The sequence below is a fragment of the Nonomuraea sp. NPDC050733 genome (assembly GCF_040654215.1).
Classification (GTDB): domain Bacteria; phylum Actinomycetota; class Actinomycetes; order Streptosporangiales; family Streptosporangiaceae; genus Nonomuraea.
Genome location: NZ_JBFAHO010000001.1, coordinates 714,473 through 740,167, shown reverse-complemented (window position 1 = coordinate 740,167; position 25,695 = coordinate 714,473). Strand labels below are relative to the sequence as shown.

26 protein-coding genes are annotated in these 25,695 nt (G+C 73.4%); 17 read left to right on the top strand and 9 right to left on the bottom strand.

The window, feature by feature from the left end; all coding sequences use genetic code 11:
• The first annotated feature begins 43 nt into the window (after positions 1-43).
• The 3 genes from AB0H64_RS03445 (at position 44) to AB0H64_RS03435 (ending at position 2,689) form a co-directional block, all read left to right on the top strand.
• Positions 44-760, top strand: a complete 717-nt coding sequence (locus AB0H64_RS03445) for a helix-turn-helix domain-containing protein (RefSeq protein ID WP_357619599.1) — start codon at positions 44-46, stop codon at positions 758-760.
• 96 nt (positions 761-856) lie between these two features.
• The gene (locus AB0H64_RS03440) at positions 857-1,678 is read left to right on the top strand and encodes a hypothetical protein (protein WP_357619597.1); all 822 of its coding nucleotides are present in this window, start codon (positions 857-859) and stop codon (positions 1,676-1,678) included.
• A gap of 138 nt (positions 1,679-1,816) precedes the next feature.
• Entirely contained in the window at positions 1,817-2,689 is an 873-nt protein-coding gene (locus AB0H64_RS03435) for an SAM-dependent methyltransferase (RefSeq protein WP_357619595.1), read from the top strand.
• A 12-nt stretch (positions 2,690-2,701) separates the two neighbouring features.
• Here AB0H64_RS03435 and AB0H64_RS03430 read toward each other — a convergent pair whose 3' ends face one another.
• Positions 2,702-3,442, bottom strand: a complete 741-nt coding sequence (locus AB0H64_RS03430; RefSeq protein ID WP_357619593.1) for a metallophosphoesterase family protein — start codon at positions 3,440-3,442, stop codon at positions 2,702-2,704.
• Positions 3,443-3,619: 177 nt separating this feature from the next.
• Between AB0H64_RS03430 and AB0H64_RS03425 the strand changes: the two genes are divergently transcribed.
• The gene (locus AB0H64_RS03425) at positions 3,620-4,114 is read left to right on the top strand and encodes a DUF6790 family protein (RefSeq protein WP_357619591.1); all 495 of its coding nucleotides are present in this window, start codon (positions 3,620-3,622) and stop codon (positions 4,112-4,114) included.
• Here AB0H64_RS03425 and AB0H64_RS03420 read toward each other — a convergent pair.
• From AB0H64_RS03420 to AB0H64_RS03400, 5 genes are all read right to left on the bottom strand, one after another.
• Positions 4,088-6,361 (bottom strand): excinuclease ABC subunit UvrA, encoded by a 2,274-nt coding sequence (locus tag AB0H64_RS03420; RefSeq protein WP_357619589.1) that lies wholly within the window; start codon positions 6,359-6,361, stop codon positions 4,088-4,090. The genes AB0H64_RS03425 and AB0H64_RS03420 overlap by 27 nt on opposite strands.
• Before the next feature lie 75 nt (positions 6,362-6,436).
• Complete coding sequence (locus AB0H64_RS03415) at positions 6,437-7,636, bottom strand: cytochrome P450 (RefSeq protein WP_357619587.1); 1,200 nt, start codon at positions 7,634-7,636, stop codon at positions 6,437-6,439.
• Entirely contained in the window at positions 7,633-8,406 is a 774-nt protein-coding gene (locus tag AB0H64_RS03410; protein WP_357619585.1) for a VOC family protein, read from the bottom strand. The genes AB0H64_RS03415 and AB0H64_RS03410 overlap by 4 nt, the downstream gene beginning before the upstream one ends.
• The gene (locus AB0H64_RS03405) at positions 8,403-9,242 is read right to left on the bottom strand and encodes an SDR family NAD(P)-dependent oxidoreductase (protein ID WP_357619583.1); all 840 of its coding nucleotides are present in this window, start codon (positions 9,240-9,242) and stop codon (positions 8,403-8,405) included. The genes AB0H64_RS03410 and AB0H64_RS03405 overlap by 4 nt, the downstream gene beginning before the upstream one ends.
• Entirely contained in the window at positions 9,239-9,490 is a 252-nt protein-coding gene (locus AB0H64_RS03400) for an acyl carrier protein (RefSeq protein ID WP_357619581.1), read from the bottom strand. The genes AB0H64_RS03405 and AB0H64_RS03400 overlap by 4 nt, the downstream gene beginning before the upstream one ends.
• A gap of 194 nt (positions 9,491-9,684) precedes the next feature.
• On the opposite strand from AB0H64_RS03400, the gene AB0H64_RS03395 reads away from it, so the two are divergent.
• Genes AB0H64_RS03395 through AB0H64_RS03380 form a run of 4 tightly spaced genes read left to right on the top strand, consistent with a single transcriptional unit; the run spans position 9,685 to position 13,616 of the window.
• Positions 9,685-10,116, top strand: a complete 432-nt coding sequence (locus AB0H64_RS03395) for a nuclear transport factor 2 family protein (RefSeq protein WP_357619579.1) — start codon at positions 9,685-9,687, stop codon at positions 10,114-10,116.
• Positions 10,113-11,573, top strand: a complete 1,461-nt coding sequence (locus tag AB0H64_RS03390) for an NDP-hexose 2,3-dehydratase family protein (protein WP_357619577.1) — start codon at positions 10,113-10,115, stop codon at positions 11,571-11,573. Before AB0H64_RS03395 ends, AB0H64_RS03390 begins: the two co-directional genes overlap by 4 nt.
• A gap of 1 nt (position 11,574) precedes the next feature.
• A complete protein-coding gene (locus tag AB0H64_RS03385) occupies positions 11,575-12,876 on the top strand; it encodes an activator-dependent family glycosyltransferase (RefSeq protein ID WP_357619575.1) in 1,302 nt (433 codons plus the stop codon).
• Positions 12,873-13,616, top strand: coding sequence for an SDR family oxidoreductase (locus tag AB0H64_RS03380; protein ID WP_357619573.1), 744 nt, complete (start codon positions 12,873-12,875; stop codon positions 13,614-13,616). The genes AB0H64_RS03385 and AB0H64_RS03380 overlap by 4 nt, the downstream gene beginning before the upstream one ends.
• A 141-nt stretch (positions 13,617-13,757) precedes the next feature.
• Here AB0H64_RS03380 and AB0H64_RS03375 read toward each other — a convergent pair whose 3' ends face one another.
• On the bottom strand, positions 13,758-14,717 hold the full coding sequence (locus AB0H64_RS03375) for an aromatase/cyclase (RefSeq protein WP_357619571.1): 960 nt from the start codon (positions 14,715-14,717) through the stop codon (positions 13,758-13,760).
• Positions 14,718-14,793: 76 nt separating this feature from the next.
• On the bottom strand, positions 14,794-15,576 hold the full coding sequence (locus AB0H64_RS03370; RefSeq protein WP_357619569.1) for an SDR family NAD(P)-dependent oxidoreductase: 783 nt from the start codon (positions 15,574-15,576) through the stop codon (positions 14,794-14,796).
• A gap of 153 nt (positions 15,577-15,729) precedes the next feature.
• Here AB0H64_RS03370 and AB0H64_RS03365 point away from each other — a divergent pair, with 153 nt between their 5' ends.
• Genes AB0H64_RS03365 through AB0H64_RS03345 form a run of 5 tightly spaced genes read left to right on the top strand, consistent with a single transcriptional unit; the run spans position 15,730 to position 20,839 of the window.
• On the top strand, positions 15,730-16,065 hold the full coding sequence (locus AB0H64_RS03365) for an antibiotic biosynthesis monooxygenase family protein (protein WP_357619567.1): 336 nt from the start codon (positions 15,730-15,732) through the stop codon (positions 16,063-16,065).
• Positions 16,062-17,315 (top strand): beta-ketoacyl-[acyl-carrier-protein] synthase family protein, encoded by a 1,254-nt coding sequence (locus AB0H64_RS03360; RefSeq protein ID WP_357619565.1) that lies wholly within the window; start codon positions 16,062-16,064, stop codon positions 17,313-17,315. The genes AB0H64_RS03365 and AB0H64_RS03360 overlap by 4 nt, the downstream gene beginning before the upstream one ends.
• A gap of 22 nt (positions 17,316-17,337) precedes the next feature.
• Positions 17,338-18,549, top strand: a complete 1,212-nt coding sequence (locus tag AB0H64_RS03355; RefSeq protein ID WP_357619563.1) for a ketosynthase chain-length factor — start codon at positions 17,338-17,340, stop codon at positions 18,547-18,549.
• On the top strand, positions 18,546-19,715 hold the full coding sequence (locus tag AB0H64_RS03350) for a ketoacyl-ACP synthase III family protein (RefSeq protein WP_357619561.1): 1,170 nt from the start codon (positions 18,546-18,548) through the stop codon (positions 19,713-19,715). Before AB0H64_RS03355 ends, AB0H64_RS03350 begins: the two co-directional genes overlap by 4 nt.
• Entirely contained in the window at positions 19,712-20,839 is a 1,128-nt protein-coding gene (locus tag AB0H64_RS03345) for an acyltransferase domain-containing protein (protein WP_357619559.1), read from the top strand. Before AB0H64_RS03350 ends, AB0H64_RS03345 begins: the two co-directional genes overlap by 4 nt.
• On the opposite strand, the gene AB0H64_RS03340 is transcribed toward AB0H64_RS03345, so the two are convergent.
• A complete protein-coding gene (locus AB0H64_RS03340; protein ID WP_357619557.1) occupies positions 20,768-21,628 on the bottom strand; it encodes a methyltransferase domain-containing protein in 861 nt (286 codons plus the stop codon). The genes AB0H64_RS03345 and AB0H64_RS03340 overlap by 72 nt on opposite strands.
• Positions 21,629-21,789: 161 nt before the next feature.
• On the opposite strand from AB0H64_RS03340, the gene AB0H64_RS03335 reads away from it, so the two are divergent.
• Genes AB0H64_RS03335 through AB0H64_RS03320 form a run of 4 tightly spaced genes read left to right on the top strand, consistent with a single transcriptional unit; the run spans position 21,790 to position 25,662 of the window.
• The gene (locus tag AB0H64_RS03335) at positions 21,790-22,227 is read left to right on the top strand and encodes an ester cyclase (RefSeq protein ID WP_357619555.1); all 438 of its coding nucleotides are present in this window, start codon (positions 21,790-21,792) and stop codon (positions 22,225-22,227) included.
• Positions 22,227-23,276: a methyltransferase gene (locus tag AB0H64_RS03330; protein WP_357619553.1), complete on the top strand. Its 1,050-nt coding sequence runs from the start codon at positions 22,227-22,229 to the stop codon at positions 23,274-23,276. Before AB0H64_RS03335 ends, AB0H64_RS03330 begins: the two co-directional genes overlap by 1 nt.
• Complete coding sequence (locus AB0H64_RS03325; protein WP_357619551.1) at positions 23,273-24,181, top strand: alpha/beta fold hydrolase; 909 nt, start codon at positions 23,273-23,275, stop codon at positions 24,179-24,181. The genes AB0H64_RS03330 and AB0H64_RS03325 overlap by 4 nt, the downstream gene beginning before the upstream one ends.
• 11 nt (positions 24,182-24,192) lie before the next feature.
• On the top strand, positions 24,193-25,662 hold the full coding sequence (locus tag AB0H64_RS03320) for a cytochrome P450 (RefSeq protein ID WP_357619549.1): 1,470 nt from the start codon (positions 24,193-24,195) through the stop codon (positions 25,660-25,662).
• Positions 25,663-25,695: the final 33 nt, after the last annotated feature.

Sequence of the window (25,695 nt, the reverse complement as noted above, 5' to 3'; positions counted from 1 at the left end):
AAAGTGTGCATAGGTTTCTTTGCAAAGATAGGTGTGCACAGCCATGCAAAGCAAGAGCTTCTCCGCGCGGACCCTCGACGCCAAGGCGCTGAAGTCGTTCGCCCACCCACTGCGCCTGCGCCTGTACGAGCTGCTCGACGAGCACGGCCCCTCCACCGCCACCCGCCTGGCCGCGCTCCTCGGGCTGAACACCGGCGCCACCAGCTACCACCTCAGGGAGCTGGCCCGGCACGGCATGATCGAGACGGTCCCGGAGCTGGGGAAGGGCAAGGAGAAGTACTGGCGGATCGTGCCGGGCGGCTTCTCGTACGGCACCTCGCCCGAGGACGACCCGGAGACGGCGAGCGCGCTCGAGTTCCTGCTGGACGACCTCATCCGGCAGCGCGGCGAGGAGCTGGCGCGCTGGCGCGACGAGGAGAGGGCGACCCCCGAGGAATGGGTGCAGGCCAGCGGCCTGGCCCGCCGATCACTCCGGCTGACGCGGGAGGAGACGGTGGAGATGCGCGACGAGGTCCTGGCGGTCCTGGACAGGTACCGCGTCATGGCCGACCGGCGGCTGGAGGGCCCCCCTGGCGAGCCGGACCGGTCGCTGGAGCACGTGGTGGTGCACTTCGACGTGTTCCCGGTGGGAGCGGGTCACGCGCCCGGCGACGCGGACGCTCCCGGCGACGCGGACGCTCCCGGCGACGCGGACGCGCCCGGTGACGCGGACGCGCCCGGTGACGCGGACGCTCCGGGCGATGGTGCGAAGGGACCGTAACGGGTCTGGCGGCCGCCGGAATCCTTGATCGACTTTGTGGAGGCGGCCCTCTAGGGTGGTGCGTTCGGTCCCCCTCCACCCCCCAGGAAGTGCCGCATGCCCCGTCGTCACCTGTTGAGCACTCCCGCCCTGTTGGTCGCGGGCGGGTACCTCGTCGCGCTGGCGGTCGCCACCGTGATCGCGTTGACCGCCGGTGACCTCGGCGTGTTGCTGCGGGTCACGCTGTCCGTGGCGCCGGACGAGGGCGTCGCGGCGACGTGGCCGAACGTGCTCGGCCTGGTGCCGGCCGGCCTGGCGGTGGCCTGGGCGCTGTGGCAGAGCCTGCGCGGGCCGCTGGCCGGTCCGCCGCCCGAGCTGGACCGGGACACGCGGTGGCTGCGGGTGGCGCTGTACGCCACGGCGGCCTCCCAGTTGCTCTACCCGCTCATGCAGTCCTGGCCCTGGTGGGCCGGGGCGCTCGACTTCGTGGTGATGTCGGTGCTCGTGCTGCGGTTCCACCCGGTGCTGGCACGCGACCTGGCGCATGCCGATCGCGTGCGGGCGGCGGGCGTGGTGGGGTACGGGGGCTCCGCCGTCGCCGCGGTCCTGGAGGCCCTCGACCTGCCCGTGCCCGGCTTGGCGGCCCTGATCTTCGGCCTGGCCGCACTGATCTGGACCGTGCTGGTCCTGCTGGCGCAGCGGCGGGACGGCCGCTGGCAGCCGGCCACCGTCCGGTACGGCATCGTCTCCCTGGTCCTGCCCCTGCTCCTGGCGCTCGCTCTCCCGCTGGCGAGCCTGCTGCCCGCGAGCCCGGACACCCTCTTCGACGCCGCCGCGTCGGTCGCCGGCGCCCTGGCGATGATCTGGCTGGCCCGATCCGCCCACGACCTCGCCGATCCGCGCCACCAGCCGGCCCCGCACCCGTCCAGCGCGATGTGAAGGCAGGGGCCGCGGACGCCCGGTCGGAAGGGCCGAAACGGAACGCGTAGCGTGCTGGTGTCGTCACTTCGGGCAACGGCAACGTAAAGTGTTTGCTACGGTACGGTGAGTGTCCGAGCCCTCTCCGTAGGAGCCCGCGTGCCCGACGCCCCCGCCGTTCTCGATCCTGACCTGGACCTCGCGCTCCGGCTCGACCTCGACGTCGTCCAGACCGGTGACATCGCCGCCGCCGTCAGGGCCCAGGAGTGCGCGCTGCCCGAGCCGATGCTCGCCGATCCGTACGCGCACCTGTTCGTCGACGACGCCACCGTGCGGAGGGCGCGGGCGCTCGACCTGATCGGCATGACGCGCGGCGCCGTGACCATCCGGGGCAGGTTCGGTGACGAGGTGCTGGCCGAGGCCGTGGCGCGCGGGGTGCGGCAGGTGGTCGTGCTCGGCGCCGGGTGCGACACCCGGGCCTGGCGCTGCGCCCTGCCCGCCGATCTCGTCCTGTTCGAGGTGGACGGCGACCCTCGGCGGCAGCGGGCCAAGGTCCGTAGGCTGGCCGCCGCCGGGGCGCTCGCGCACCGTCACCACCGCGTGGTCACCGCCGACCTGACCCGGCCCTGGTGTGGCCATCTGTTGGAGGCCGGGTTCGATCCCGGCGCGGCCACCCTGTGGCTGGCCGAGGGCCTGACCTACTTCTTCGGCGGCACGGGCCTGGATCGGCTGGCCGCCGACCTGTCGGCCGTGTCGGCGCCGGGCTCCGCGCTGGCGGCCGACGTCACGGGCCCCGGCTACTACTCCACCGGCTACGGCGACCGGTTCGTCGCCTACATGCGCGCCCTCGGGGCGTTCAGCGGTCCGGTCGATCCGCGCGCCTGGCTGAGCCCGTACGGGTGGCGCGTCGAGACCTACGACAGCGGCATGCTGGCCGACGGCCGCTGCCCCTGGCTTCCCGGGCCCGTCCCGGAGCGGCTGCTGAGCTCGCAGCACGGGTTCCTCTACGTCCACGCGCGGATGGAGGGGTGAGGGCGGGGATCGTCAGCGGCCTTCCGCCTCGGCGAACGCCGCCAGGGCCTCGGCGTCGGAGTGAACGGTCGTCATGTAGTCGGCCACCCACCCCTCGATCCCGTCGAAGCCGCTCTCGGCGATCAGCCGCCGCGCCGCCGCCTCGGCGTCGAACGGCGTGCGGCGCAGGGTCACCCCGCCGGTCCCGGAGTCGAGCAGCGCCCAGTGCGCGCCCGCCGTGCCGTACGGCATGCCGACCGAACCCGGGTTGACCACGAGCGTACGGTCCACCAGCCGGACGAACGGCATGTGGGTGTTGCCCAGCACGACCGTGTCGGCGGTGACGCCGGCCAGGACCTTGGCCCAGCGGTCGAGCGTGCTGTCGACGAGGATCATCTCGTCGTCCCGGCGCGGCGTGGCGTGGACGAACAGCGTGACGCCGAGCCGGCCGAGGTCGAGCACCTGCCGGTCGGGGAGTCCGGCGAGCAGGGAGACCTGGTCCTCACGCAGCCGCTCCGCGGCCCACTGCGAGACGGGATACGGGCTCTGCCTGCCCTGGACCGCCTCGACCAGCTCGCGGTCGGCGTTCCCGTTGAGCCAGAGCGCCCGCTCGCCCAGGGACGTCAGCAGGTCGAGGGTCTCGACGGGCTGCGGGCCCGCGGCCATGTCGCCCGTGAGGACCAGCAGGTCGGCGGCAGCCACGTCGGGCTCGGCGAGGACCGCCTCGAGGGCGGGCAGGACTCCGTGGACATCGGACAGGACGGCTACGCGCATGCCCCTCACTATGGCCGGGCGCCGGGGGCGGCGTGCGCTGTGTTCGCGAGTGGCGATCAGCGTGGGCCGGACTGGTCCGGGACGGCCAGGGCGGCGGCGACGGATTCCGTGGCGACCGCCGCGACACGCCCGTCTCGGTGTCCGGCGACTCGCCGGCAGCGTTCCTAGGGTGCTGACATGGCGTTCTTCGTCGTCACCTTCCTCGGCCTCGTCCTGGGCGCGCTGCTCCACAGCCTGCTCGACCGCGCCCCCGGGCGGCGCACCCGGCCCCGCGTGATCGAGCTGTGGCTGCTGTGGTTCGTGGCCGGTGGCGGGGTGCTGGCCATGATCGGCGGGCTGGGGCACATCGGCCCCTACGCGCCGCAGGTCGCCGACAGCATCGGGTTCGCGCACAGCCCCTTCCAGTGGGAGGTGGGCTGGGCGGACATCGCGATCGGGCTCATCGGGTTCCTGAGCATCTGGAACCGGGGGTCGTTCATGACCGCCGCCGTGATCGCCATGGCCGTCCTCTACTGGGGTGACGCCATCGGCCACGTCATGCAGTTGGCCGCCCACGGCAACACGGCGCCGAACAACGTCTGGACGATCCCGACGGACGTGCTGCAGCCGCTGATCGGCGTCGTCCTGCTGATCCTGTACCGGAGGTCAGGCCGGGCGGCCGCCGTTCAGTGACGCGCGCAGGCACTCGGCCGTCAGCGAGTTGTCGGCCTTCAGCAGCCCGAGCGGCGTCCCCTCGAACATGACCTGCCCGCCGGCGCTGCCCCCGCGCGGGCCGAGGTCGATGATCCAGTCGGCCTTCTTCACGACGTCGAGGTTGTGCTCGATGACGATGACGGAGTTGCCCGTGTCCACGAGGTGGTCGATGACGGCCATGAGGCTGTCGATGTCTGACATGTGCAGGCCGGTGGTCGGCTCGTCCATGACGTAGACGGTGCCCTTCTTGCCCAGCTCCGTGGCCAGCTTGATGCGCTGGCACTCGCCGCCCGACAGCGTGTTGAGCGGCTGTCCGAGCTGGAGGTAGCCGAGCCCGACGTCCACGATCGACCGGAGCGTCTCGGCGATCCGCGGCTCGCGGAAGAAGTCGGCCGCCTCGGCCGCGCTCAGCGCCAGCACCTCGCTGATGTCGCGCCCGCGCAGCTTGTGGCGCAGGACCTCCTCGGTGAACCGCTTGCCGGAGCACACCTCGCACAGGGTGATCATGGGGTCCATGAACGCCAGGTCGGTGTAGATGACGCCCTCGCCCTGGCAGGCCGGGCAGGCGCCGGAGGAGTTGAAGCTGAACAGGGAGGCGCTGACCCGGTTGGCCTTGGCGAACAGCCGCCGGATCTCGTCCATGATGCCGGTGTAGGTCGCCGGGTTGGAGCGCCGGTTGGTGGTCACGGCCGACTGGTCGATGATGACGGCCGAGGGGTGCTGCTCGCGGAAGACCTTGTGGATCAGCGTGCTCTTGCCGGAGCCCGCGACCCCGGTGACGACGGTGAGCACGCCGGTGGGGATCTCGACGGTGATGTTCTTGAGGTTGTGCAGCGAGGCGTTCTTCACGACCAGGCGCCCGGTGGGCCGACGGAACTCCTCCTTGACCGGCAGCTGCTCGCGCATGCAGGCGCCGGTGAGCGTGTCGGCCCGGTAGAGGCCCTTGATGTCGCCCTGGTAGACGATCTCGCCGCCGTGGCGGCCGGCCTTGGGGCCGAGGTCGATGACGTGGTCGGCGATGTCGATGACGTCGCGGTCGTGCTCGACCACCAGCACGGTGTTGCCCTTGTCGCGCAGCTGCCGCATGAGGGTGGTCAGCTTGTTGACGTCGTGCGGGTGCAGGCCGATCGTCGGCTCGTCGAAGATGTAGGCGACCTCGACCAGGGAGCTGTTGAGGTGGCGGATCATCTTGATCCGCTGGGACTCGCCGCCGGACAGGGTGGAGGTCTCGCGGCTGAGGGTGAGGTAGTCGAGCCCGAGGTCCACCATGTGGCCGAGCCGTTCGAGCAGGTTGTCGCGCAGCGTCGTCACCCGCGTGGAGGTGATCTCCCTGACGGCCTCCATCAGGTCGCCGATCTCCAGCGCGGAGAACTCGGCGATGTTGCGGCCGTTGATCCGGCAGGCCAGCACCTCCTTGTTGAGCCGCCGGCCGTCGCAGGTGCGGCAGGGCGACACCGACACCACGCGTTCGAGCGCGGCGCGGTTCTTGGCGCTCATCTCCTCGGGGCTCTTGCGGATGTAGAGCCGGTCGAACTTGGGGACGAGGCCCTCGTACTTGGAGTTGATCTGCCCGCCCTGCCATTCGAGCGGGACGGAGCCCTCGGCGCCGTGGAGGAGGGCGTCCCATTCTTTCTCGGTGTAGTCGCGGAGTTTCTTGTCGATGTCGAACAGGCCGGAATTGGCGTACAGCTTCCAGAACCAGCCGCCGACCGCGAACGCCGGGTGGTCGATGGCGCCCTCGTTGAGCGAGCGGGACCTGTCGAGGAGCTTGTCGAGGTCGAGCTGGACGCGCCTGCCCAGCCCCTCGCAGTCCATGCACATGCCGGCCGGGTCGTTGAAGGAGAAGGAGTTGGAGTAGCCCACGTAGGGCTCGCCCGCGCGGGAGAACAACAGCCGGAGCAGCGCGTACAGGTCGGTGATGGTGCCGACCGTGGAGCGGGAGTTCCCGCCGATCCGCTTCTGGTTGATGATGATCGCGGTGGACAGGCCCTCGATGGTGTCCGCGTCCGGCTGCCCGTACTTGGGCAGCCGGTTGCGGACGAACGCGGTGAACGTCTCGTTGAGCTGACGCTGGGACTCGGCCGCGATGGTGTCGAACACCAGCGACGATTTCCCCGAACCGGATACGCCGGTGAATACGGTTATCTCATGTTTGGGCACCTCGACCGAGATGTCCTTGAGGTTGTTCTCCCGCGCCCCGTGAATGGTGATGTACTTCGGCTGCATACAGGTCCCCGCCTTTGGTGAAATGGCCTCCTGTTCACGCTAGAGGAGAACCCGGTCACATCCTGACCGCATATTTCAGCGCGGCCGTAACCAGGCGGGCAGCTCGGTGAGCCGGGCGGTCTGCGATCCCTTCCGCCCCCAGCGCAGATCCTCGAACGGCACGGCGAGCCGCGCGCCGGGGAAGTCCTCCCGCAGGACGCTGATCATGACCCGCGACTCCAGCTGCGCGAGCTGCTCGCCGATGCAGTAGTGGGCGCCGTCGCCGAACGTCAGCCGCCGGCTCGCCGGGTCCGCGCGGTCGGCGTTGATGCCCTCGATGTCGATCAGGACCGGCGCGCCCGGCGGCAGCGGCGTCCCGCCGAGCACCACCTCCTGCGCGGCGAAGCGCCACAGCGTGTACGGCACGGGCGGGTGCTCGCGCAGCATCTCCTCCACGAAGGCGCCCGGGTCGGCGTCGGGGGCGAGGTGCCCGGCCAGGGTCTCGGCGAGCAGGAACCCGAGGAAGGACCCGGTCGTGTCGTGCCCCGCGAAGATCAGTCCCATGATCATGTAGGTGAGCTTGTCGGGCGGCACCTCGCCGAACTCGGCCACGGCCCGCTCGTACAGGACCCTGGTCATCGTGTCGGCCGTGCCGTCGATCGCCGAGGCGACCGCCTGGGACAGCAGGTCCTCCAGGGCCGAGGTGTCGTACTCGGCGTCGCTCGCGGTGCCCAGCGCGAGCGCCTTCATCGCGCCGACGGCCTTCCTGGCCATGGCCGGGTCGGTCACCGGCACGCCCATCAGGTCTGAGATGACCAGCAAGGGGAAGTTGTAGGCGAACCCGTCGATCAGCTCGGCCGGCGTACCGGAGGCGTCCGAGGCGTCGGCCAGGTCGGCGAACAGGTTGCGGGCGATCGTCGTGACGCGGTCCGCCGAGGCGGCCAGCCGGCGCGGGTTGAAGGCGGGGGCGTGGACGCGGCGCAGCCGCCGGTGGTCCTCGCCGTCCACCGCGATCAGGGTGAACGGCCGGTACTCGGGGGCGGGGCTGTCGAGCCCGTCCTCGATCCCGTGCCACGCCTCCGGCGCCAGCCCCGGATCCTTGACGAACCGGGGGTCGGCCAGCACCGACTTGGCCAGGGTGTAGTCCGTGACCACCCACACCGGGCCGCCCGCCGGCGCCTGTGCCCGCACCAGCGGCCCGCCGGCCCGCAGCTGGTCGTGCACCTGCGGCTTCTCGCGCATCGACTGCATCGGGCACTCGAACGGGTTGACCTCGACCACGGGCTCGGCGCTCACGACAGCACCGAGAACCCGGCGCCGTGCGGGTCGAGCAGGTCGGCCCGGCGTCCCAGCGGCGTGTCGGAGGGCGGGTTCTCCACGGAGCCGCCCAGCTCGACGGCCCGCCGCGCCGTCTCGTCGCAGTCGGCGACGCCGAACGTGACCGCCCAGTACGGCCGGACCGCCCCGGTCTCGCCCAGCTTCCGCACGCCGCCCACGGTCCTGCCGCCCACCTGCCAGACCGTGCCGCCCGCGCCGGGGGCGGTGGTCAGGCCGAGCGTGTCGCGGTAGAACGACGCGGCGCCCTCCGCGTCCGTGGTGACCAGCTCCACCCAGCGCACCGAGCCGGGCCGCCCCATCACCTCGGCCCCCTGCATCGCCATGGGCTCCCACACGGCGAACGCGGCGCCCGCCGGGTCGGCGTAGACGGCCATCCGGCCCAGGCCCATGACCTCCATCGGCGTCATGATGGTCTCCCCGGCCGCCTTCGGCACCCGCTCGTCCAGCGCCTCGGCGTCGTCGGTGGTGAAGTAGACGGTCCAGATGGCCGGCATGCCCTGCTGCTGGTCGGGGCCGTAGGGGCGGTGGTACGGGGTGTCGATCTGGTGGTAGGCCACCGCCGCGACCAGCTTGCCGTCGTGGTGGAAGGTCGTGTAGCCGCCCGCCTCGGGCTCGCTGATCTCGGTCGCCGTCCAGCCCAGCAGCCCGGTGTAGAAGGCCACCGAGGCGGCCACGTCCGGCGAGCCCAGGTCGAACCAGGACGGCGAGCCGGGAGCGTATGTGGTCACAGTGATTCCCTTTCGCTGATGGCGGCGGCGCTGGCGTCCCAGAGCCGCGCGGCGAGGTCGGCGCCGGCCGTCGGCCCCTGCACCGGGCGCGGCCGCCGGTCCATGTAGTAGCCGCCGGGCGTGATCCCGTCGGCGGGCGCCGTGGCCAGCCACAGGAGCGTGTCCGCGGCCCGGTCGGGCGTGCGCAGCAGCGGGTTGAAGCGGAAGTACCAGGACGCGATCGTGCCCCGGCCGATGAGCGTGCGGACCTCGCCGGGATGGAAGCTGACCGCGAGCACGTCTGGCCAGCGCCTGGCGGCCTCCGCGGCGAACAGGATGCCGGCCTGCTTGGACGTGCCGTACGCCCGGCCCGCGCCGTAGCGGGCGCGCTCGGCGTTGAGGTCGTCCGGGTCCAGCCGGCCGGTGGTGTACGCGTCGGAGGAGGTGACGATCAGCCGCCCGCCGGCCAGCCGGTCGCGCAGCAGGTGCGCCAGCAGGAAGCCGGACAGGTGGTTGACCTGGATCGTGCTCTCGAAGCCGTCGGCGGTGAGCGTGCGCGTCCGGAACATGGCGCCCGCGTTGCTCGCCAGCACGTCGATGTGCTCGTAGCGGCCGCGCAGGTCCTCGCCGGCCGCGCGGACGTCGTCGAGCCGGGCGAAGTCGGCCCCCAGCCCGTACGGCCGGACCCGGCCGACCTCGGTCAGCTCGCTGACGACGGACCTGAGCCTGGCCGGGTCCCGCCCGACGGCGACCACGTGGGCCCCGCGCCGGGCGAAGCCGACGGCGGCCGCGCGCCCGATCCCCGAGGTGGCGCCGGTGACCACCACCGTGCGGCCGGCCAGCTCCCGGGCCGTCACGCCCGTCCCAGCCCGCCGACGAATTCGACGAGCTCCTTGGGGGTGGTGATGTCCCCGAGCTCGCTGTCCGGCAGCTTGCGCCCGCACGCGCGCTCCACGTGGTGGACGATCTCCAGCAGCGCCAGCGAGTCGTAGCCGAGATCCTCGAAGGTCCTGGTCTCGAACCCGTCGGCCAGCTCGATCGTGTCGTCGTCGCCCGCGACCTGCCGCATGATCTGCTTCAGCTCGCCGAGACTGAACTGGGTCATCTTCCCGCCTCTTCGTCGTCGGCTGTTTCCGGGGGGCGGCGGTCCGCCCGCGATCAGCTTGGCGACGCTCCGTGCAGTCGCGCTGGAACGGCGATGGACTATCGCTTGTCAGGCGGCCCTCCAGCCGCGGACGGGATCGTGAGGCCGCACGACCGACTCGCGGAGGGCAGGCCGAGATGAACGCGGTGAACGCGGTGAACGCTGTGAACGCACAGCAGGGCGAGGCTCAGTACGTCGAGGCGCAGCACTTCTACGCGCGCCAGATGCAGCTCCTGGACGCGGGATCGACCGACGAGTGGGCCGCCACGTTCACCGAGGACGGCGTCTTCGAGGTCGGCGGCACCGCGGTCCACGGCTCCGGGGAGATCGCCAAGGCGGCGCGCAAGGTCGCGGACGAGTTCGCCGCGGCGAAGATCGTCCGGAGGCACTGGATCGGGATGCTGACCGTGACCCCCGACGGCGAGGGGCTGACGGCCCGCAGCTACGCCCTGGTGCTGGAGATCCCCGACGGCGGCGACGTCGTCGTGAGGCGCAGCACCGTGTGCACCGACCGGCTGGTCCGGTCGGACGGCGGCTGGCGGGTCAGGCACCGCCGGGTCACCCGGGACGGGCTGGACCCCGCATGAGCGGCCCCCCGCTCACGTACGCGATCCGGTCCCGGCCCAACGGGCGGCTGACGGCCCGCATCGCCCGCTCCATGCTGGCCGGCGACGGGCTGGAGACGTTCTGGTCCTGGTACACCGAGCGGGCCGCGCGCAGCACCCACCGCGTCACCCGCGTCCCCCTGGACGAGCTGGCCGGCTGGACCCGCGACCCGGAGACGGGCGACCTCGGCCACGACAGCGGCAAGTTCTACAGCGTCACCGGCATCGACGTGCACATCCCGGGCGCCCCGGTGCCGCGCTGGAGTCAGCCCATCATCGTCCAGCCCGAGGTCGGCATCCTGGGCATCCTGGTCAAGGAGTTCGACGGGGTGCTGCACTGCCTGATGCAGGCCAAGTTCGAGCCGGGCAACGCCAACGGGCTGCAGCTGTCGCCCACGGTCCAGGCCACGAAGAGCAACTTCCAGCGCGTGCACCGCGGCAGGGCGGTGCCGTACCTGGAGTTCTTCCGCGACAGCGCGCGGCACGGGGTGCTCGCCGACGTGCTCCAGTCGGAGCAGGGCGCGTGGTTCTACCAGAAGCGCAACCGCAACATGATCGTCGAGGTGGACGGCGACGTACCGGTGGGGGAGAACTTCATCTGGCTCACCCTGGGGCAGCTCCACCGGCTCCTCGGCGTGGAGAACCTGGTCAACATGGACACCCGCACGGTGCTGTCCTGCCTGCCGTTCACCAGCCAGGACAGCCACCCCCTGATCGTCGTCCCGGAGGACGACTTCCACCAGGCGCTGGTGCGCTCGTGCAGCGCCGTGGAGGGCAGCCTGCACTCGATGCCGGAGATCCTCAGCTGGATCACCGGCATCAGGGCGCAGTCGGAGGTGGTCACCCGGGTCACGCACCTGACGCGCGTGCCCCGATGGCACCGGGCGGACGGGGCCATCGCGCACGAGAGCGGCCTGTTCTTCCGGGTGATCGGCGTGGACGTGGCCGGCGGCTCGCGGGAGGTCGCCTCGTGGAGCCAGCCCATGATCGAGCCGTCGGGCAACGGCATCGTGGCGTTCGTCGTCCGCCGGATCGACGGGGTGCTGCACGTCCTCGTGCACGCCCGCGTCGAGCCCGGCTACGTCAACGTGATGGAGCTGGCGCCCACCGTGCAGTGCACCCCGGGCAACCTGGGGGCGCTGCCGCCCGAGGCCCGCCCGCGGTTCCTGGACGTCGTGCTGAACGCCCCGCCCGAGCTGGTGAGGTACTCGGTGGCGCTGTCGGAGGAGGGCGGGCGCTTCTACAACGCCGTCAACACGTACGTCGTGGTCGAGGCGGACGTGGACGTGGTGGACGGCGCCGACTACCGCTGGATGACCCTGCACCAGCTCGCCGAGCTGCTCCGGCACAGCAACTACCTCAACGTGCAGGCGCGCAGCCTGGTGGCCTGCCTGCACAGCCTCTCCTCGCCGTCCGTCGCCGCCCAGGTCCGAAGGTGAGATGCCGATGCGTGTCCTGTTCACCACGTTCGCCGCGCCGTCCCACTTCTACGCCCAGGTCACCGTGGCCTCGGCGCTGCGCACCGCCGGCCACGAGGTCGTCGTCGCCAGCCAGCCGGACCTGGCCGACACCATCGCGGCCGCCGGCCTGCCCGCGGTCTCCGTCGGCCCGTGGCTGGAGCTGGAGCCGGAGACGCAGAAGGCCACCTCCAGCTTCTCCGACGACCGCAACCTCGGCGGGCTGGCCATGAGCAACTCCCGCCACGACCCGTTCCCGTGGGAGCACGCCATCGGCATGTTCAGCGCGATGACGGCGTTCGTGTTCCAGAACGTGTGCGCCGAGCCGATGGTGGACGACCTCGTGGCGCTGGCCCGGGACTGGCGGCCGGACCTGGTCATCTGGGACCCGCTGACGCTGGCGGGGCCCGTGGCGGCCCGGGTCGTCGGCGCCGCCCACGCCCGGCTGCTGTTCGGGCCCGACCAGATGGGGCGCAACCGGGTCCGCTTCCGCGAGATGCTCGACCGGCGGCCGCCCGAGCTGAGGGACGACCCGCTGGCCGAGTGGCTCGACTGGACGCTCGGCCGGCACGGCGAGCGGGTCCGCGAGCACGACGAGGAGCTGGTGCTCGGCCAGTGGACGATCGACCCGACCCCGGCCTCCCTGCGCATCCCGCTCGACCTGCACTACGTGGGCGTGCGCTACGTGCCCTACAACGGGCGCTCCGTCCTGCCCGACTGGCTGCGGGAGCCGCCGCCGTACCCGCGGCGGATCTGCCTGACGCTGGGCGTGTCGCTGGGCGAGGTCGAGGACGGCGGCACGGTCGCCGCCGCCGACCTGCTCGCCGCGGTGGACGGGCTGGACGCCGAGGTGGTCGCCCTGCTGCCCGCCGAGCTGCGCGAGCGGCTCGGCACGCTGCCGGCCAACGTCCGGGCCGTCGACTTCGTGCCCCTCAACGCGCTGCTGCCGTCGTGCGACGCGATCGTGCACCACGGCGGCTCGGGCACCTTCATGACGGCGCTCGCCCACGGCGTCCCGCAGCTCATCGTCCCCGACATGATGTGGGACTCCATGGAGAAGGCCACGGGGCTGGCCGCCAGCGGGGCCGGCACGTACATCGAGGACCAGGACAAGCTGTCGCCCGAGCGACTGCGCGAGCGGATCCTCGGGCTGCTCGACGACCCGTCCTACGCCGCCGGCGCGGCGCGGATGCGGGCCGAGGTGGTCGGCACGCCGAGCCCCAACGACATCGTTCCGGTCCTGGAACGGCTCACGCTGCTGCACAGGGAGGGGAAGGCCGGATGAGCGGGACGGCGATCGTCACCGGAGGCGGGTCGGGCATCGGCCGGGCCACCGCGCACGCCTACGCCGAGCGGGGCTGGGGCGTGCTCGTCGTCGGCCGCGACGCCGGCGCGCTCAAGGAGACCGCGGCGGGCCACGACCGCGTCCAGCCGTTCAGCGCCGACCTGACGGAGAGCGGCGCGCCCGAGGCCGTGGCCGAGGCCGCCAGGCAGCGCTTCGGCCGCGTCGACGTGCTGGTCAACAACGCGGGCGCGGGCGTCTTCGGCGCGCTGGGCGGCCTCGACCGGGCCCAGGTCGAGGCGCAGGTCGCGGTCAACCTCGTCGCGCCGGTCATGCTCACCCAGGCCGTCCTCGACGACCTCGCCGCCACCGGGGGAGTGGTGGTCAACGTCAGCTCGGCCGGCTCCCTCGGGCTGCGCTCCTGGCCGCACAACGCGGTGTACGGGGCCACGAAGGCGGGCCTGGACGTGCTGACCCGGTCCTGGGCCGTCGAGCTGGGGCCGCGCGGGATCCGGGTGGTCGGCCTGGCCCCCGGGATCGTGGACACGGCCGCCGGGGTCCGGGCGGGGATGTCCGAGGAGGACTACGCCGCGTTCCTGGAGGGGATGCGCGGGCGGATCCCGGCCGGGCGGGTCGGGCGGCCGGAGGAGATCGCCTGGTGGATCGTCCAGATCACCTCCCCGGAGGCCGCCTACGCCAGCGGCACGGTGTTCGCCGTCGACGGCGCCCTCTCGGTGACCTGAGGCCATGAAGGGTGACCTGAGGCCATGAAGGGTGACTGAGGTCATGAAGGCGGGCCGCGTCTCCGGAAGGACGCGGCCCACCTCAGACGGGCGGGCTCACGACGGGCGGGCTCACGACGTGCGGGCTCACGACGGGCGGGCTCACACGGTCGCCGACCGGCGGCCCTCGGCGTACTCCTTGGCCGCGCGCAGCGTCGTCATGCTGTTGCGGCTCAGCGCCTCCCGCGCGAACGCGTGCGCGTCGGCCACCGTCGCCCCCTCGCCCAGGACGCCCGTGACGGCCTCCGGGGCGATCGCCACCGTGTGCTGCGAGGTGACCACGGCCCCGTCGCCCTCCGGCCGTACCGTCCAGCGGCCCGTGTGCACGGCCAGCAGCTTCGGCGTCCGCAGCTGCTTGTAGACGATCAGGTGCTCGGGGAAGCACACCCGCACCGATGCCGTGGTGTGCGTCGAGCCGTCGGCCGTGCGGGTGTCCATCTCCATGAGCTGCACGTCGGGCGTCTCGGACTCGAGCGCCATCCTGGCCACGTGCGGCAGCCGCTCCGGCCACAGGTCGGCGCGGTGGAGGAAGTCGTAGACGTCGCTCGCCGCGCCGTCCACCCGTACCGTGTCCTCGAACGTCGCCAGCCGGTCGCCCGCCCCGGCGCCCTGCCCGGCGCCTTCGAGGGCGGCCCGCAGCGAGGCCAGCTCGGCCTCGCTGTTGCGGTCGACGGCCTTGGCGACGAAGTCCAGGCCGTCCTCGTCCACCGCGCTGAAGTCGTGCGTCAGCCGGACCCGGGTGGTGCCGGCGCCGACCGGCTCGACGATCCACTCGCCGCCCATCGCGGCCACCGGATGCGCGGGCACCTCCTGCCGGAAGCGCACGCGCAGCCCCTCCGGGTCCAGCTCGCGCCGCGAGGTCCACGTCTTGGGGCGGCCGTTGGCGGTCGCCCAGATGCGGATGCGCTCCTCCCCGCCGCTCTGCTCGATCCGCTCGACGTGGACGGTCGGCGGGAAGACCGCCGGCCACGCGGTCGCGTCGGCGAGGACCGCGTACACGGCCCGCGGGTCCGCCGACAGGGTGATCTGGTGCTCGGTCTCGTGCGTGGGTGAGGTCGCCACGGGCGCTCCTATCAGTCGGAGGGGGTCGCGCGGATCAGGCCGCTCGGGTCAGACCGCTCGGGTCAGACCGCTCGGGTCAGAAGGTGCCGAGCCCGCCGCAGACGTTGATCGCCTGCGCGGTGACGGACGACGCCGTGTCCGAGACGAGGTAGCCCACCATCCCGGCGACCTCCTCGGGCGTGGAGTACCGGCCCAGCGGGATCTTGTCCTGGAACTTCGCGAGCACCTCGTCCTCGGTGACGCCCCAGAAGGCCGCGTACCGCTGGCGCACGCCCTGCGCCATCGGCGTCTCGACGTAACCCGGGCAGACGGCGTTGACCGTGATGCCCGTCTTGGCCAGCTCCAGGGCCAGCGCCTTCGTCAGGCCGACGACCCCGTGCTTGGAGGCCGAGTACGGCGCGCCCAGCACGACGCCCTGCTTGCCGGCGGTCGAGGCGATGTTGACGATCCGGCCCCGCCCGCGCTCCAGCATCCCGCCGATGGTCAGCACCGCCTTGGTCATCCGGAACACGCTGGTGAGGTTGGTGTCCAGGATGTCCAGCCACAGCTCGTCGGGGATCTCCGCGGTGATCCCCCCGCCGCCGCGGCCGGCGTTGTTGACCAGGATGTCGATGGGCCCGTACCGGTCACGGGCGGCCCGCACCAGCTCCTGGATCGCGACGGGGTCGCGGACGTCGCAGACCCGCCCGTCGGCCTCGGCCCCGGACTCGCGCAGCCCCTTGACGGTCAGCTCGACGGCGTCCGGCGTGCGCGCGCACAGGTAGACGCGCGTCCCGGCGCCTCCCAGGGCCCGTGCCACGGCCAGCCCGATGCCGCTGGTGCCGCCGGTGACGAGGGCGACCCGGCCTTCCTCGGACATGGGGTTCTCCTTTCGGTCGGCGCAAGGGTCACACCGGCTGCTCGAATGGCGGTGGACGACCTGAGTTCGAGCGGGTCGCGAGAGTCGTGCCGCAGCGTCGTGACGAGAGCACCTGATCGCCCTTGCCGAACGGGCGCCGATCGAGGAGTACGGATGCCGCACACGGAGTTCGGGGGAGCCGTCACGTTCGTGAACCGGTTCCTCCTGCACGGCCCGGCCGAGGAGTTCGAGCGCGTGTTCGCCGCCACCTCGGAGTTCATGGGCTCCAGGCCCGGCTTCCTGTGGCACATGCTGTTGCGGCCCGTGGAGACCGGGCAGGAGCGCCACTACGTCAACGTCGCCGCCTGGCGGGACGAGGCCGCGTTCCGCGCGGCGGTGGCGGACCCGGGCTTCGCGCCGCACGCGGGCGCGCTGCGGGCGCTGAGCACCAGCGAGCCCACCCTGTACGAGACGCGGCAGAGCCGCGCCGCCGAGACGGAACGCCCATGACCAGGCGGGTGGTCATCACCGGCCTCGGCGTGATCGCCCCGGGCGGTTGCGGGGTCAAGCCGTTCTGGGACCTGCTGATGTCCGGCGCCACCGCCACGCGCAGGATCACCGCGTTCGACCCCTCGCCCTTCCGCTCGCAGATGGCCGCCGAGGCGGATTTCGACCCCGTCCAGGCCGGCCTGCCGGCGGACGCGGTGGAGCGGCTGGACCGCGCGGCCCAGTTCGCGCTGGCCGCCTGCGGCGAGGCCATGGCGGACAGCGGCCTTCTGGTGGCGGAGTCCGTCGCCCACCGGGTGGGCGTCAGCATCGGCAGCGCCGTCGGCTGCACCCAGAAGCTGGAGTCGGAGTACGTGGCCATCAGCGGCCGGGGCGCCACCTGGGAGGTGGACCACACGCTGGCCTCGCCGTACCTGTACGACTACTTCGTGCCCAGCTCGATGGCCGCCGAGGTGGCCTGGAAGGTCGGCGCGCAGGGCCCGGTGTCGATGGTCTCGGCCGGGTGCACCTCCGGCATCGACGCGATCGGCTACGCCTGCGAGCTGATCCGCGAGGGCGGCGCCGACGTGATGATCACCGGCGGCACCGACGCGCCGATCGCGCCCATCACCGTCGCGTGCTTCGACGCCATCAAGGCCACCTCCAGCTACAACGACACGCCGGACAGCGCCTCCCGGCCCTTCGACCGCACCCGCAACGGGTTCGTCCTCGGGGAAGGAGCCGCCGTGCTGGTGCTGGAGGAGGCCGAGGCGGCCAGAAGGCGCGGGGCACAGGTGTACGCGGAGATCACCGGCTACGCCTCGCGCGGGAACGCGTACCACATGACGGGCCTGCGCGCCGACGGCGCCGAGATGGCCGCCGCGATCACCGCGGCGCTCACCGAGGCCCGCTGCGACCCGTCCGAGATCGGCTACGTCAACGCGCACGGCACGGCCACCAAGCAGAACGACCGGCACGAGACCGCGGCGCTCAAGACGGCGCTCGGCCAGGACGCCTACCGGGTGCCGATCAGCTCGATCAAGTCCATGATCGGCCACTCGCTGGGCGCCATCGGCTCGATCGAGGTGGCCGCCGCCGCGCTCGCGGTGACCAGGGGCGCCGTGCCGCCCACCGCCAACCTGCACGAGCCCGACCCCGAGCTCGACCTCGACTACGTGCCGCTGGTCGCGCGGGAGCGGCGCGTGGACGTCGCACTGACCGTGGGCAGCGGCTTCGGCGGCTTCCAGAGCGCCATGCTGCTCCGCCGTTTCTGAAGGGTGTCTGAAGGGTGATCGCATGGGTGAGACCCGGGATGTCGTCGTCACCGGGGTGGGCGTGGTCGCCCCCATCGGCCTGACCGTCCAGGAGTACTGGACGGCTGTGCTGAGCGGGCGCAACGGCATCCGCCCCCTCCGCCGGTTCGACCCTGGCCGCCTGCCCTCGCCGCTGGCCGGTGAGGTGGAGGGGTTCGTGGCGAGGGACCACCTGCCGGCCCGGCTGCTGCCGCAGACCGACCTCATGACGCAGTACGCGCTGTACGCCGCGGACCGGGCCATCGCCGAGTCCGGGTTCGAGCCGGGCTCGCCGCTGGACGTGGGCGTGATCACCGCCAGCGCCTCGGGCGGGTTCGGCTTCGGCCAGCGCGAGCTCCAGCACCTGTGGCACGACGGGCCCGACCACGTCAGCGCCTTCATGTCGTTCGCCTGGTTCTACGCGGTAAACACCGGCCAGATCTCCATCCGGCACGACCTGCGGGGACCGGTCGGCGTGATGGTGACCGAGCAGGCCGGAGGGCTCGACGCGATCGCGCACGCCCGCCGCAAGGTCGCGGCCGGCGCGCGGATGATGGTCACCGGGGGCATGGACTCGTCGCTGTGCCCGTACGGGCTGGCCGCCCAGGTGCGCTCGCGCCGGCTCAGTCCGGTGACCGACCCCGCCGCGGCGTACCTGCCCTTCGACCGCGGGGCGCGGGGGCACGTGCCCGGTGAGGGCGGCGCCATCCTCACCCTGGAGGACGCGGCGGCGGCCCGCGCGCGCGGCGCCCGCGGCTACGGGCGGATCGCCGGGCACGGGGCCAGCTTCGACCCGCCGCCCGGCTCGGGACGGCCGCCCGCTCTGGTCCGGGCCGTCGAGGCGGCGCTGGCCGACGCCGGGGTCCGGCCGCGGGACGTGGCCCTGGTGATCGCCGACGCGGCCGCCGACCCCGGCCTCGACGCGGCTGAGGCCGAGGCGCTGGCCGCCGTCTTCGGGCCGCGCGGGGTGCCGGTGACGGCCCCCAAGACGCTGACGGGCCGGCTGTACTCCGGTGCGGCCCCGCTGGACGTGGTGACGGCGCTGCTGGCGCTGCGCGAGGGCGTGGCCCCGGCGACGGCGAACGTCCGCGACGTGGACCCGGAGCTGCCCGTGGACCTCGTGCTCGGCGACCCGCGGCCCGTCACCGGCGACGCGGCGCTCGTGGTCGCCCGGGGCGAAGGCGGCTTCAACAGCGCGATGGTCGTGCGCCGATGACCGGCGGGCTCGACGCGGGGCGTGACGGCCGGGCGCCGGGGACGGGCGGGCTCGGGGCGGGGCGTGACGGCCGGGCGCCGGGGACGGGCGGGCTCGGGGCGGGGCGTGACGGCCGGGCGCCGATGACCGGCGGGCCGTACATCGCCGGGTGCGCCGCGTGGCTGCCGCTGGCCGTACCCACGGAGCGGGCGCTGGCGGCGGGCGAGTGCGACGCGTCGCTCGCCGCCTCCACCGGCATGCTGGCGGTGGCCGTCGCCGACAAGGAGACCGGGCCGGAGATGGCCGCGCGGGCCGCCCGGACGGCCCTCGCGCGGGCCGGCGCCGGCCCAGCCGGCATCGACCTGGTCCTGCACGCCAGCCTCTACTTCCAGGGCCACCACCTGTGGGCGCCCGCCTCGTACGTGCAGCGGGCCGCGGTCGGCAACGCCTGCCCGGCCATGGAGGTCAGGCAGGTGTCCAACGGCGGGATGGCCGCCCTCGAGCTGGCCGCCGCCTATCTGGACGCCTCCGGAGACCGCACGGGGGCGCTGGTCACGACCGGCGACCGGATGAACCCGCCCGGCTTCGACCGCTGGCGCAGCGACCCGGGCACCGTCTACGCCGACGGCGGCACGGCGCTGGTGCTGTCGCGCACGGCCGGGTTCGCCCGCGTCCGCAGCCTCGTGACCGTCTCCGACCCGGAGCTGGAGGGCATGCACCGGGGCGGTGACGCGTTCGGCGCCCCGTCCCTGGACGAGCCGGCCACGGTGGACCTGGACCTGCACAAGCGCGCCTACGTGCGGGAAATGGGGCGGGCCGCGACCGCCGCGAAGGTGAGCGCCGGCCAGGAGGCCGCGCTGACCGGGGCGCTGGAGGCAGCGGGGGCCGCGCTCGGCGACATCCGGGGCTTCGCGCTGCCGCACATGGGCCTGCGCCGGCTCAGGGCCGGCTTCTTCACCCCGTTCGGCATCGACCCGGAGCGGACGACCTGGCCGTGGAGCCGGCACGTCGGCCACCTGGGCGCCGGTGACCCGATCGCCGGATTCGACCGCCTGGTCGCCACCGGCGCGGTCGGCCCCGGCGAGCTGTGCCTGCTGGCCAGCGTGGGGGCGGGGTTCTCCTGGTCGTGCGCGGTCGTGGAAGTGCTGAGCCGCCCGGCGTGGGCGGGGGAGAGGGGCGAGACGTGACCGTCACCATGGTGATGCTCCCGGGGCAGGGGTCGCAGCACCCGCGGATGGCGTGGGGCCTGTACGGCAGCGAGCCGCGCTTCACCGCCGCCCTGGACGAGGTGCTCGCGGCGTTCGACGACGGCGACGCGCTGCGCCGCGACTGGCTGAGCGACGACCCGCGGGTCCCGCTCGACCACGTCACCCGGTCGCAGCCGCTGCTGTTCGCCCTCGACTACGCGCTCGGCCGGGCCCTGATGGAGTACGGGGTACGGCCGTGGGTGATGCTCGGCCACAGCGTCGGCGAGATGGCCGCCGCGGTCCTGGCCGGGGTCTTCACCCTGCGCGACGGCGCGCGCCTGCTTCAGGAGCGCGTCCGGCTGCTGTCCGGGGCCCCGCCGGGCGGCATGCTCGCGGTCTCGGCCGCGGCGGCCGCGCTGGGCGGGCTGCTGACCGACGAGGTCGTGGTCGCCGCGGTCAACGCGCCGCGGCAGACGATCCTGGCCGGGCCCTCCGGCCCGCTCGCCCGGGTCGAGGAGCGGCTGCGGGAGGACGGGTTCATCTGCGCCCCGGTGCCCGCGCTGACCGCCTTCCACAGCCCCTCCCTGCGGGCCGTCGCGTCCGCCGCCGTGGACGGCTTCGCCACCACCCCGGTACGGGCTCCCCGCATCCCCCTGCACTCCTGCTACACGGCGGAGCCGCTGACCGGGCAGACGGCGGCCGACCCGGATTACTGGGCCGGCCATCCGGTGCGGCCGGTGCTGTTCTGGCCAGCCCTCGACGCGATCCTGTCCTCCCGCGACGACGTGGTCTGCGTCGAGGCCGGACCGGGGCAGGGGCTGAGCACCATCGCCCGGCGGCACCGCGCGGTGCGCGCGGGCCGGGGCGAGGTGGTGTCGCTGCTGCCCGCGCGGGCCGGCGGGCCCGGCGCGGACCGGGCCGCCTTCGACGCGGCCCTGGCCCGGCTGACCGGCGACGCGCGCCCGGCCCGCCTGACGGGCGACGCGCCGCCGGAGCGGTTGCCGGGCGACGCGCCGCCGGAGCGCCCGGCGGGTGACGCACGGCCGGATGGGCTACCGGGCGACGCGCGCGGTGACGAAGCGGACCGGGACCTCGATGGCCAGCGGCCCGCTCCCACCGCGTAGCCGGTCGAGCCCCTCGATGAGCCGCTCGCGCAGGTCCTCGCGCTGCGGGGCGGGCAGGTTCTGCCACAGCAGCCGCATGCCCTGGGTGTGGGACCACTCCACCCACCGCTCGGGCGACTCGGCGGTCATCAGCACCGGCTCGTCCAGCACCCGCACCTCGCCGTAGCCGGCGCCCTCAAGCGTCCGCGCCAGGTCGCCGGCGTCCTCCAGCCAGCTGTTGAAACGCCGTACGAGGGCCTCCGGCCGCCATTCCGGCGGCAGGTGCTCCAGCAGCGCGGGAGGAATGAGCGGCGTGAACTCCGGCGGCAGGAACGGAAAAGTCCCGGCCCGGAAAACCGGGCTGGAGAATGCGATCCGACCACCGTCGGCCAGCAATTCCGTATACCGGGAAAGGGCTCCCGGGGCGTCGGGCAGGAAAATGATGCTGTAACCGCCCAGCAGCACGTCGAAAGCGCGGGCGGGCAGTTCCGGATTTTCCGCGTCCATCACCCGCGCCTCGATATTGGCCGCCCCGCGGGCGGCGATCTCCCCGTCCACCTCCGCGACCATGGCCGGGGCCAGGTCGATGCCCAGGGCGCGGCCCCGCGGCCCCACCCGCTCCGCCGCGGGGAAGAGGCTGGCGCCCCGGCCGCACCCCACGTCGAGCACCCTCTCACCTGCGGCTGGAGCCGCCAGCTCGACGAGCCGGCGGCCCATCGGGGTGAAGAACTCCACCCCCATCCGGTCATAGCGCGCGGCGGAGTCGTCGAAGACCACCGCGACCTGTCGCTTGTACGCCGAGCTGTCCATAGGCCCTCCCGTCTGCACAATCACCAGTATTCGAGCGCCTCTGGAGAACCGGTCGAGAACGGGTTCACCCCCGCCCTTCCCGCTTGTCCCGCGCACGGCCCCGGGCGAACAATCGAAGCGAGCGGTCGAACGCGGAAAATCACCCTTTCAGTGGAGCGCCGATGAGCAAGCAGATCGAAACGGTCCGCCGCATGGTGGCGGCATACAACACCGGCGAAACCGGCGACGTCGAGGAGTACATTCATCCGGAATATCTGAATCCCGGCGCGCTGGAGCACCATCCCGACGCGCGCGGCCCGGAGGCGTTCGCGGGCGCGGTCAAGTGGCTCAAGTACGCCTTCTCCGAGGACGCCCACCTGGAGGAGATCGGCTACGAGGAGAACGGCGAGTGGGTGCGTGCCCGCCTCGTGCTCTACGGCCGCCACGTCGGCGACCTCGTCGGGATGCCGCCCACCGGCCGCAGGTTCTCCGGCGAGCAGATCCACCTGATCCGGATCGTCGACGGCAAGATCCGCGACCACCGCGACTGGCCCGACTACCTCGGCACGTACCGGCAGCTCGACATGCCCTGGCCCGCGAACGGCGGCTGGCGTCCCTGATGGCCGGGCCCCGTGACGACGACGCGCTGTGGACGCTGATCCGCCTCGGCAGCCTGCACACCCCGATGGCCGTGCGCGTGGCGGCCACCCTCCGCCTGGTCGACCACATCCAGGCCGGCGCCACCAGCCCCCGTGAGCTGGCCGAGCGGACCGGCACGAACCCGGACGCGCTGGCCCGCCTGGCGCGCCACCTCGTCGCGGTCGGCGTGCTGGAGGAGCCGGAGCCCGGGAGGCTGGCGCCGACGGCGGTCGGCAGGGTCCTCGCCGACGACCATCCCGCCGCCCAGCGCGCCTGGCACGACCTCGGCGAGATCGTGGCCAGGGCCGACGTCGGCTTCACCCGGCTGCTCGACGCCGTCCGCACGGGCCGGCCCACGTACGCCGACGTCTACGGCAAGCCCTTCTACGACGACCTGGCCGCGCGGCCGCGCCTGCGGGAGTCGTTCGAGACGCTGATGGCCTGCGACCAGCACGTCGCCTACGACGCGCCCACCGCCGCCTACGACTGGAGCGGCGTGCGCCACGTGTGCGACGTCGGCGGCGGCACGGGAGGGTTCGTGGCGGCCATCGCGCGGGCCGCGCCGCACCTGACCGCCACGATCGTGGAGCTGCCCGGCACCGCGCAGGCCGCGCGCGACCACCTGGCGGCCGAGGGCCTGGCGGACCGGGCCGACGTGATCGAGGGCGACTTCTTCCAGCCGCTGCCCTGCAAGGCCGACGTCATGCTGCTGTCGTTCGTGCTGCTCAACTGGCCGGACGAGGAGGCCGTGCGCATTCTCGCACGGTGCGCCGAGTCGCTGAACCCCGGCGGCCGGATCCTCGTCCACGAGCGCGACGACCTGGCCGAGAACTCCGGCAACGAGCGGTTCACCGAGCTGGACCTGCGGATGCTCGTGTTCCTCGGCGGGCGGCTGCGCACCCGCGACGAGTGGGCCGGGCTGGCCGCCCGCGCCGGGCTGGTCGTGGAGTCGGTGCGCCGCCTGCCCAACCCGACGATCCCCTTCGACCTGTCCCTGCTCGTGCTCGCGCCGGCCCAGGAGGTCTCGTGACGGCCCGTGTCATCGCCAACGGCGAGGTGTCCCTGTGGAGTGAGGACTTCGGCGACCCCGCCGCCCCGCCGCTGCTGCTCGTCGCCGGCGGCAACCTGTCGGCCAAGTCCTGGCCCGACGCGTTCGTGACGCGGCTCGCCGAGCGGGGACACCACGTCATCCGGTACGACCACCGCGACACCGGCCGCTCCACCACGACCGACTTCCAGCGGCGGCCGTACGGCTTCGACGAGCTCGTCTCCGACGCGCTGGCCGTGCTCGACGGGTGGGACGTCCCGGCCGCGCACGTCGTCGGCATGTCCCTGGGCCACACCATCGGGCAGCTGCTCGCCATCGACCACCCCGACCGGCTGCTGAGCCTCACGCTCATGCTCGGTGGCGCGCTCGACGTCGACTTCGACGCCGACATCGAGCGCGCCATGAGCGGCGCGCCGTCCGAGGACGGACTGCCGCTGCCCACGCGGCGCTTCCTGGACGTCATCGCCCTGATGTCGCAGCCGGTGGACGGGCCCGAGGCCGAGCTGGAGCGGCGGGTGGAGAAGTGGCGGCTGCTCAACGGCGCGGACCAGCCGTTCGACGCCGACGAGTTCCGCCGCCTGGAGCTGCGCGCCATCGCGCACGCGGGCGCCTTCCAGGAGCCGATCAACCACCACATGATCCCGCAGCCGCCGGTCTCGCGGGGCGCGGGGCTGGCCGGGGTGAGCGTGCCCACGCTGGCGATCCAGGCGATGCGTGACCCCGCCGCGCCGCCGCCGCACGCCCGGCACGTCGCCGACCTCATCCGCGGGGCGCAGGTCGTGGAGCTGGCCGGGATGGGACACGCGCTCACCTCGGCCGTGCACGAGCCGCTGGCCGCCGCGATCTGCTCGCACACCCTCCGTACGCCCCGTCGCGTCACGACCTGAGGAGCACCACGATGCCGACCACGCCGCAGACCACAGCCCCGACCCCGGTGCCGGCCCCGGCGCCGGATCCAGCGCCGGACCAGCGGCCGGTCCCCGAGCCGGTCGCCGCGTCCGCGCCGGCATCCACCACGGTGAGCCCCAGCGAGCTCGGCCGTCACCTGCTCACGATCCGCGGTTTCCACTTCGTCCTCGGCTCGCTGGGCGACCCGTACGCGCGGCTCCTGCGCGGCGAGGGCGACGACACCGCGGCGCTCGGCGACGAGATCAGGGGCAAGGGGCCCCTCTACCGCAGCGACCTCGGCACGTGGGTGGCGGCCGGCGGCGAGGTGGCCGCCGAGCTGCTGCGCGACCCCCGCCTCGACGTCCGGCACCCGGGCGGGGACCGGGAGCACCTGGGCGAGAACCTGTGGGAGACCTGGCGCACCTGCCACGTCACGCCGATGGACGGCGCCCTCCTGACGCTGCCGCTGGCCGACTACCGCCGGCTCGACCGGGTCAACCGGCCCGTGCTGGGCCCGGTGGTGGCCGGGGCGTGGCGCGAGGACGTCCGGCGGGCCGCCGGCCGGATCGCGGCCGGGCTCGGCGAGGCATTCGACCTGGCCGGCGACCTGGTCGGGCCCGCGGTCGCCGAGTCCCTGACCCGCGTCCTCGGCCTGTGCCCACCCTCCGCCCCGGCCGGTGCGGCCGGTGCCGCCTTCGGTGCAGATGGTGCTTTCGGTGGTGCGGGTGGCCCCGGTGCTCTCGATGCGGTCGGTGCCGTCGGGCGGGAGGTGGCGGAGTTGCTGCCCAAGCTGGGCGTCGCGCTGGACGCCGTGCTGTGCCCGCCGCGGCTGCCCGTCGCCCGGGACCTGGAGCAGGCCGTGATCCGTGCCCGGGAGCTCGTCCGGGACCTCGTGGCGGAGCGCGCGGCCGAGCCGGGGGACGACGCGGTGAGCGCGATGCTCGCCACCGGCCTCGGTCAGGCCGACGTGGCGGCGGTCTGCCTGCTGCACCTGGTGGCCGGAGCGGAGATCGCGGCCGCGGTCGCCGCCGACACGTTCGTGGCGCTGCTCGACCACCCCGGCCAGTGGGCGGCCGTGTGCCGGTCGCCCGAGCTCGCCGCGGACGCCGTCGAGGAGACGCTGCGCTGGTCGCCGCCGGTGCGGCTGGTCAGCAGGATCGCCCAGGAGCCGATCGCCCTGCACGGCCAGGAGATCGACGCCGACGGCCACGTCGTGATCGTCGTGGACGCCGCCAACCGCGACCTCGCCGGCCTCCCGGACCCGGACCGCTACGACCTCGCCCACGCGGGGGCGCCCCGCCTCTCCCTGACCGGCGGCGGCTACGAGGAGCTGGTCGCGCCGCTGGCCCGCGTGGTCGCCACCGAGATCGTCCGCGTCGCCGCCACCCGGTGGCCCGGCCTGCGCGCGGACGGAGCCGTCGTGCGCCGCATGCGCTCGCCCGTCGTACGCGCCGTGGTCAGGCTCCCCCTGTGCCGGTGAACCCCCCGTACTGTCCGGGGACCTGTGCCGGCG

Coding starts and splice junctions, on each gene's coding strand:
- AB0H64_RS03430 (WP_357619593.1), bottom strand. CDS start 3,442: ATGCGCGTAGCCGTCCTGTCCGATGTCCACGGAGTCCTGCCCGCCCTC.
- AB0H64_RS03335 (WP_357619555.1), top strand. CDS start 21,790: ATGAGCAAGCAGATCGAAACGGTCCGCCGCATGGTGGCGGCATACAAC.
- AB0H64_RS03420 (WP_357619589.1), bottom strand. CDS start 6,361: ATGCAGCCGAAGTACATCACCATTCACGGGGCGCGGGAGAACAACCTC.
- AB0H64_RS03400 (WP_357619581.1), bottom strand. CDS start 9,490: ATGACCCAGTTCAGTCTCGGCGAGCTGAAGCAGATCATGCGGCAGGTC.
- AB0H64_RS03355 (WP_357619563.1), top strand. CDS start 17,338: ATGGGTGAGACCCGGGATGTCGTCGTCACCGGGGTGGGCGTGGTCGCC.
- AB0H64_RS03350 (WP_357619561.1), top strand. CDS start 18,546: ATGACCGGCGGGCTCGACGCGGGGCGTGACGGCCGGGCGCCGGGGACG.
- AB0H64_RS03380 (WP_357619573.1), top strand. CDS start 12,873: ATGAGCGGGACGGCGATCGTCACCGGAGGCGGGTCGGGCATCGGCCGG.
- AB0H64_RS03445 (WP_357619599.1), top strand. CDS start 44: ATGCAAAGCAAGAGCTTCTCCGCGCGGACCCTCGACGCCAAGGCGCTG.
- AB0H64_RS03370 (WP_357619569.1), bottom strand. CDS start 15,576: ATGTCCGAGGAAGGCCGGGTCGCCCTCGTCACCGGCGGCACCAGCGGC.
- AB0H64_RS03425 (WP_357619591.1), top strand. CDS start 3,620: ATGGCGTTCTTCGTCGTCACCTTCCTCGGCCTCGTCCTGGGCGCGCTG.
- AB0H64_RS03360 (WP_357619565.1), top strand. CDS start 16,062: ATGACCAGGCGGGTGGTCATCACCGGCCTCGGCGTGATCGCCCCGGGC.
- AB0H64_RS03330 (WP_357619553.1), top strand. CDS start 22,227: ATGGCCGGGCCCCGTGACGACGACGCGCTGTGGACGCTGATCCGCCTC.
- AB0H64_RS03440 (WP_357619597.1), top strand. CDS start 857: ATGCCCCGTCGTCACCTGTTGAGCACTCCCGCCCTGTTGGTCGCGGGC.
- AB0H64_RS03385 (WP_357619575.1), top strand. CDS start 11,575: ATGCCGATGCGTGTCCTGTTCACCACGTTCGCCGCGCCGTCCCACTTC.
- AB0H64_RS03365 (WP_357619567.1), top strand. CDS start 15,730: ATGCCGCACACGGAGTTCGGGGGAGCCGTCACGTTCGTGAACCGGTTC.
- AB0H64_RS03340 (WP_357619557.1), bottom strand. CDS start 21,628: ATGGACAGCTCGGCGTACAAGCGACAGGTCGCGGTGGTCTTCGACGAC.
- AB0H64_RS03390 (WP_357619577.1), top strand. CDS start 10,113: ATGAGCGGCCCCCCGCTCACGTACGCGATCCGGTCCCGGCCCAACGGG.
- AB0H64_RS03320 (WP_357619549.1), top strand. CDS start 24,193: ATGCCGACCACGCCGCAGACCACAGCCCCGACCCCGGTGCCGGCCCCG.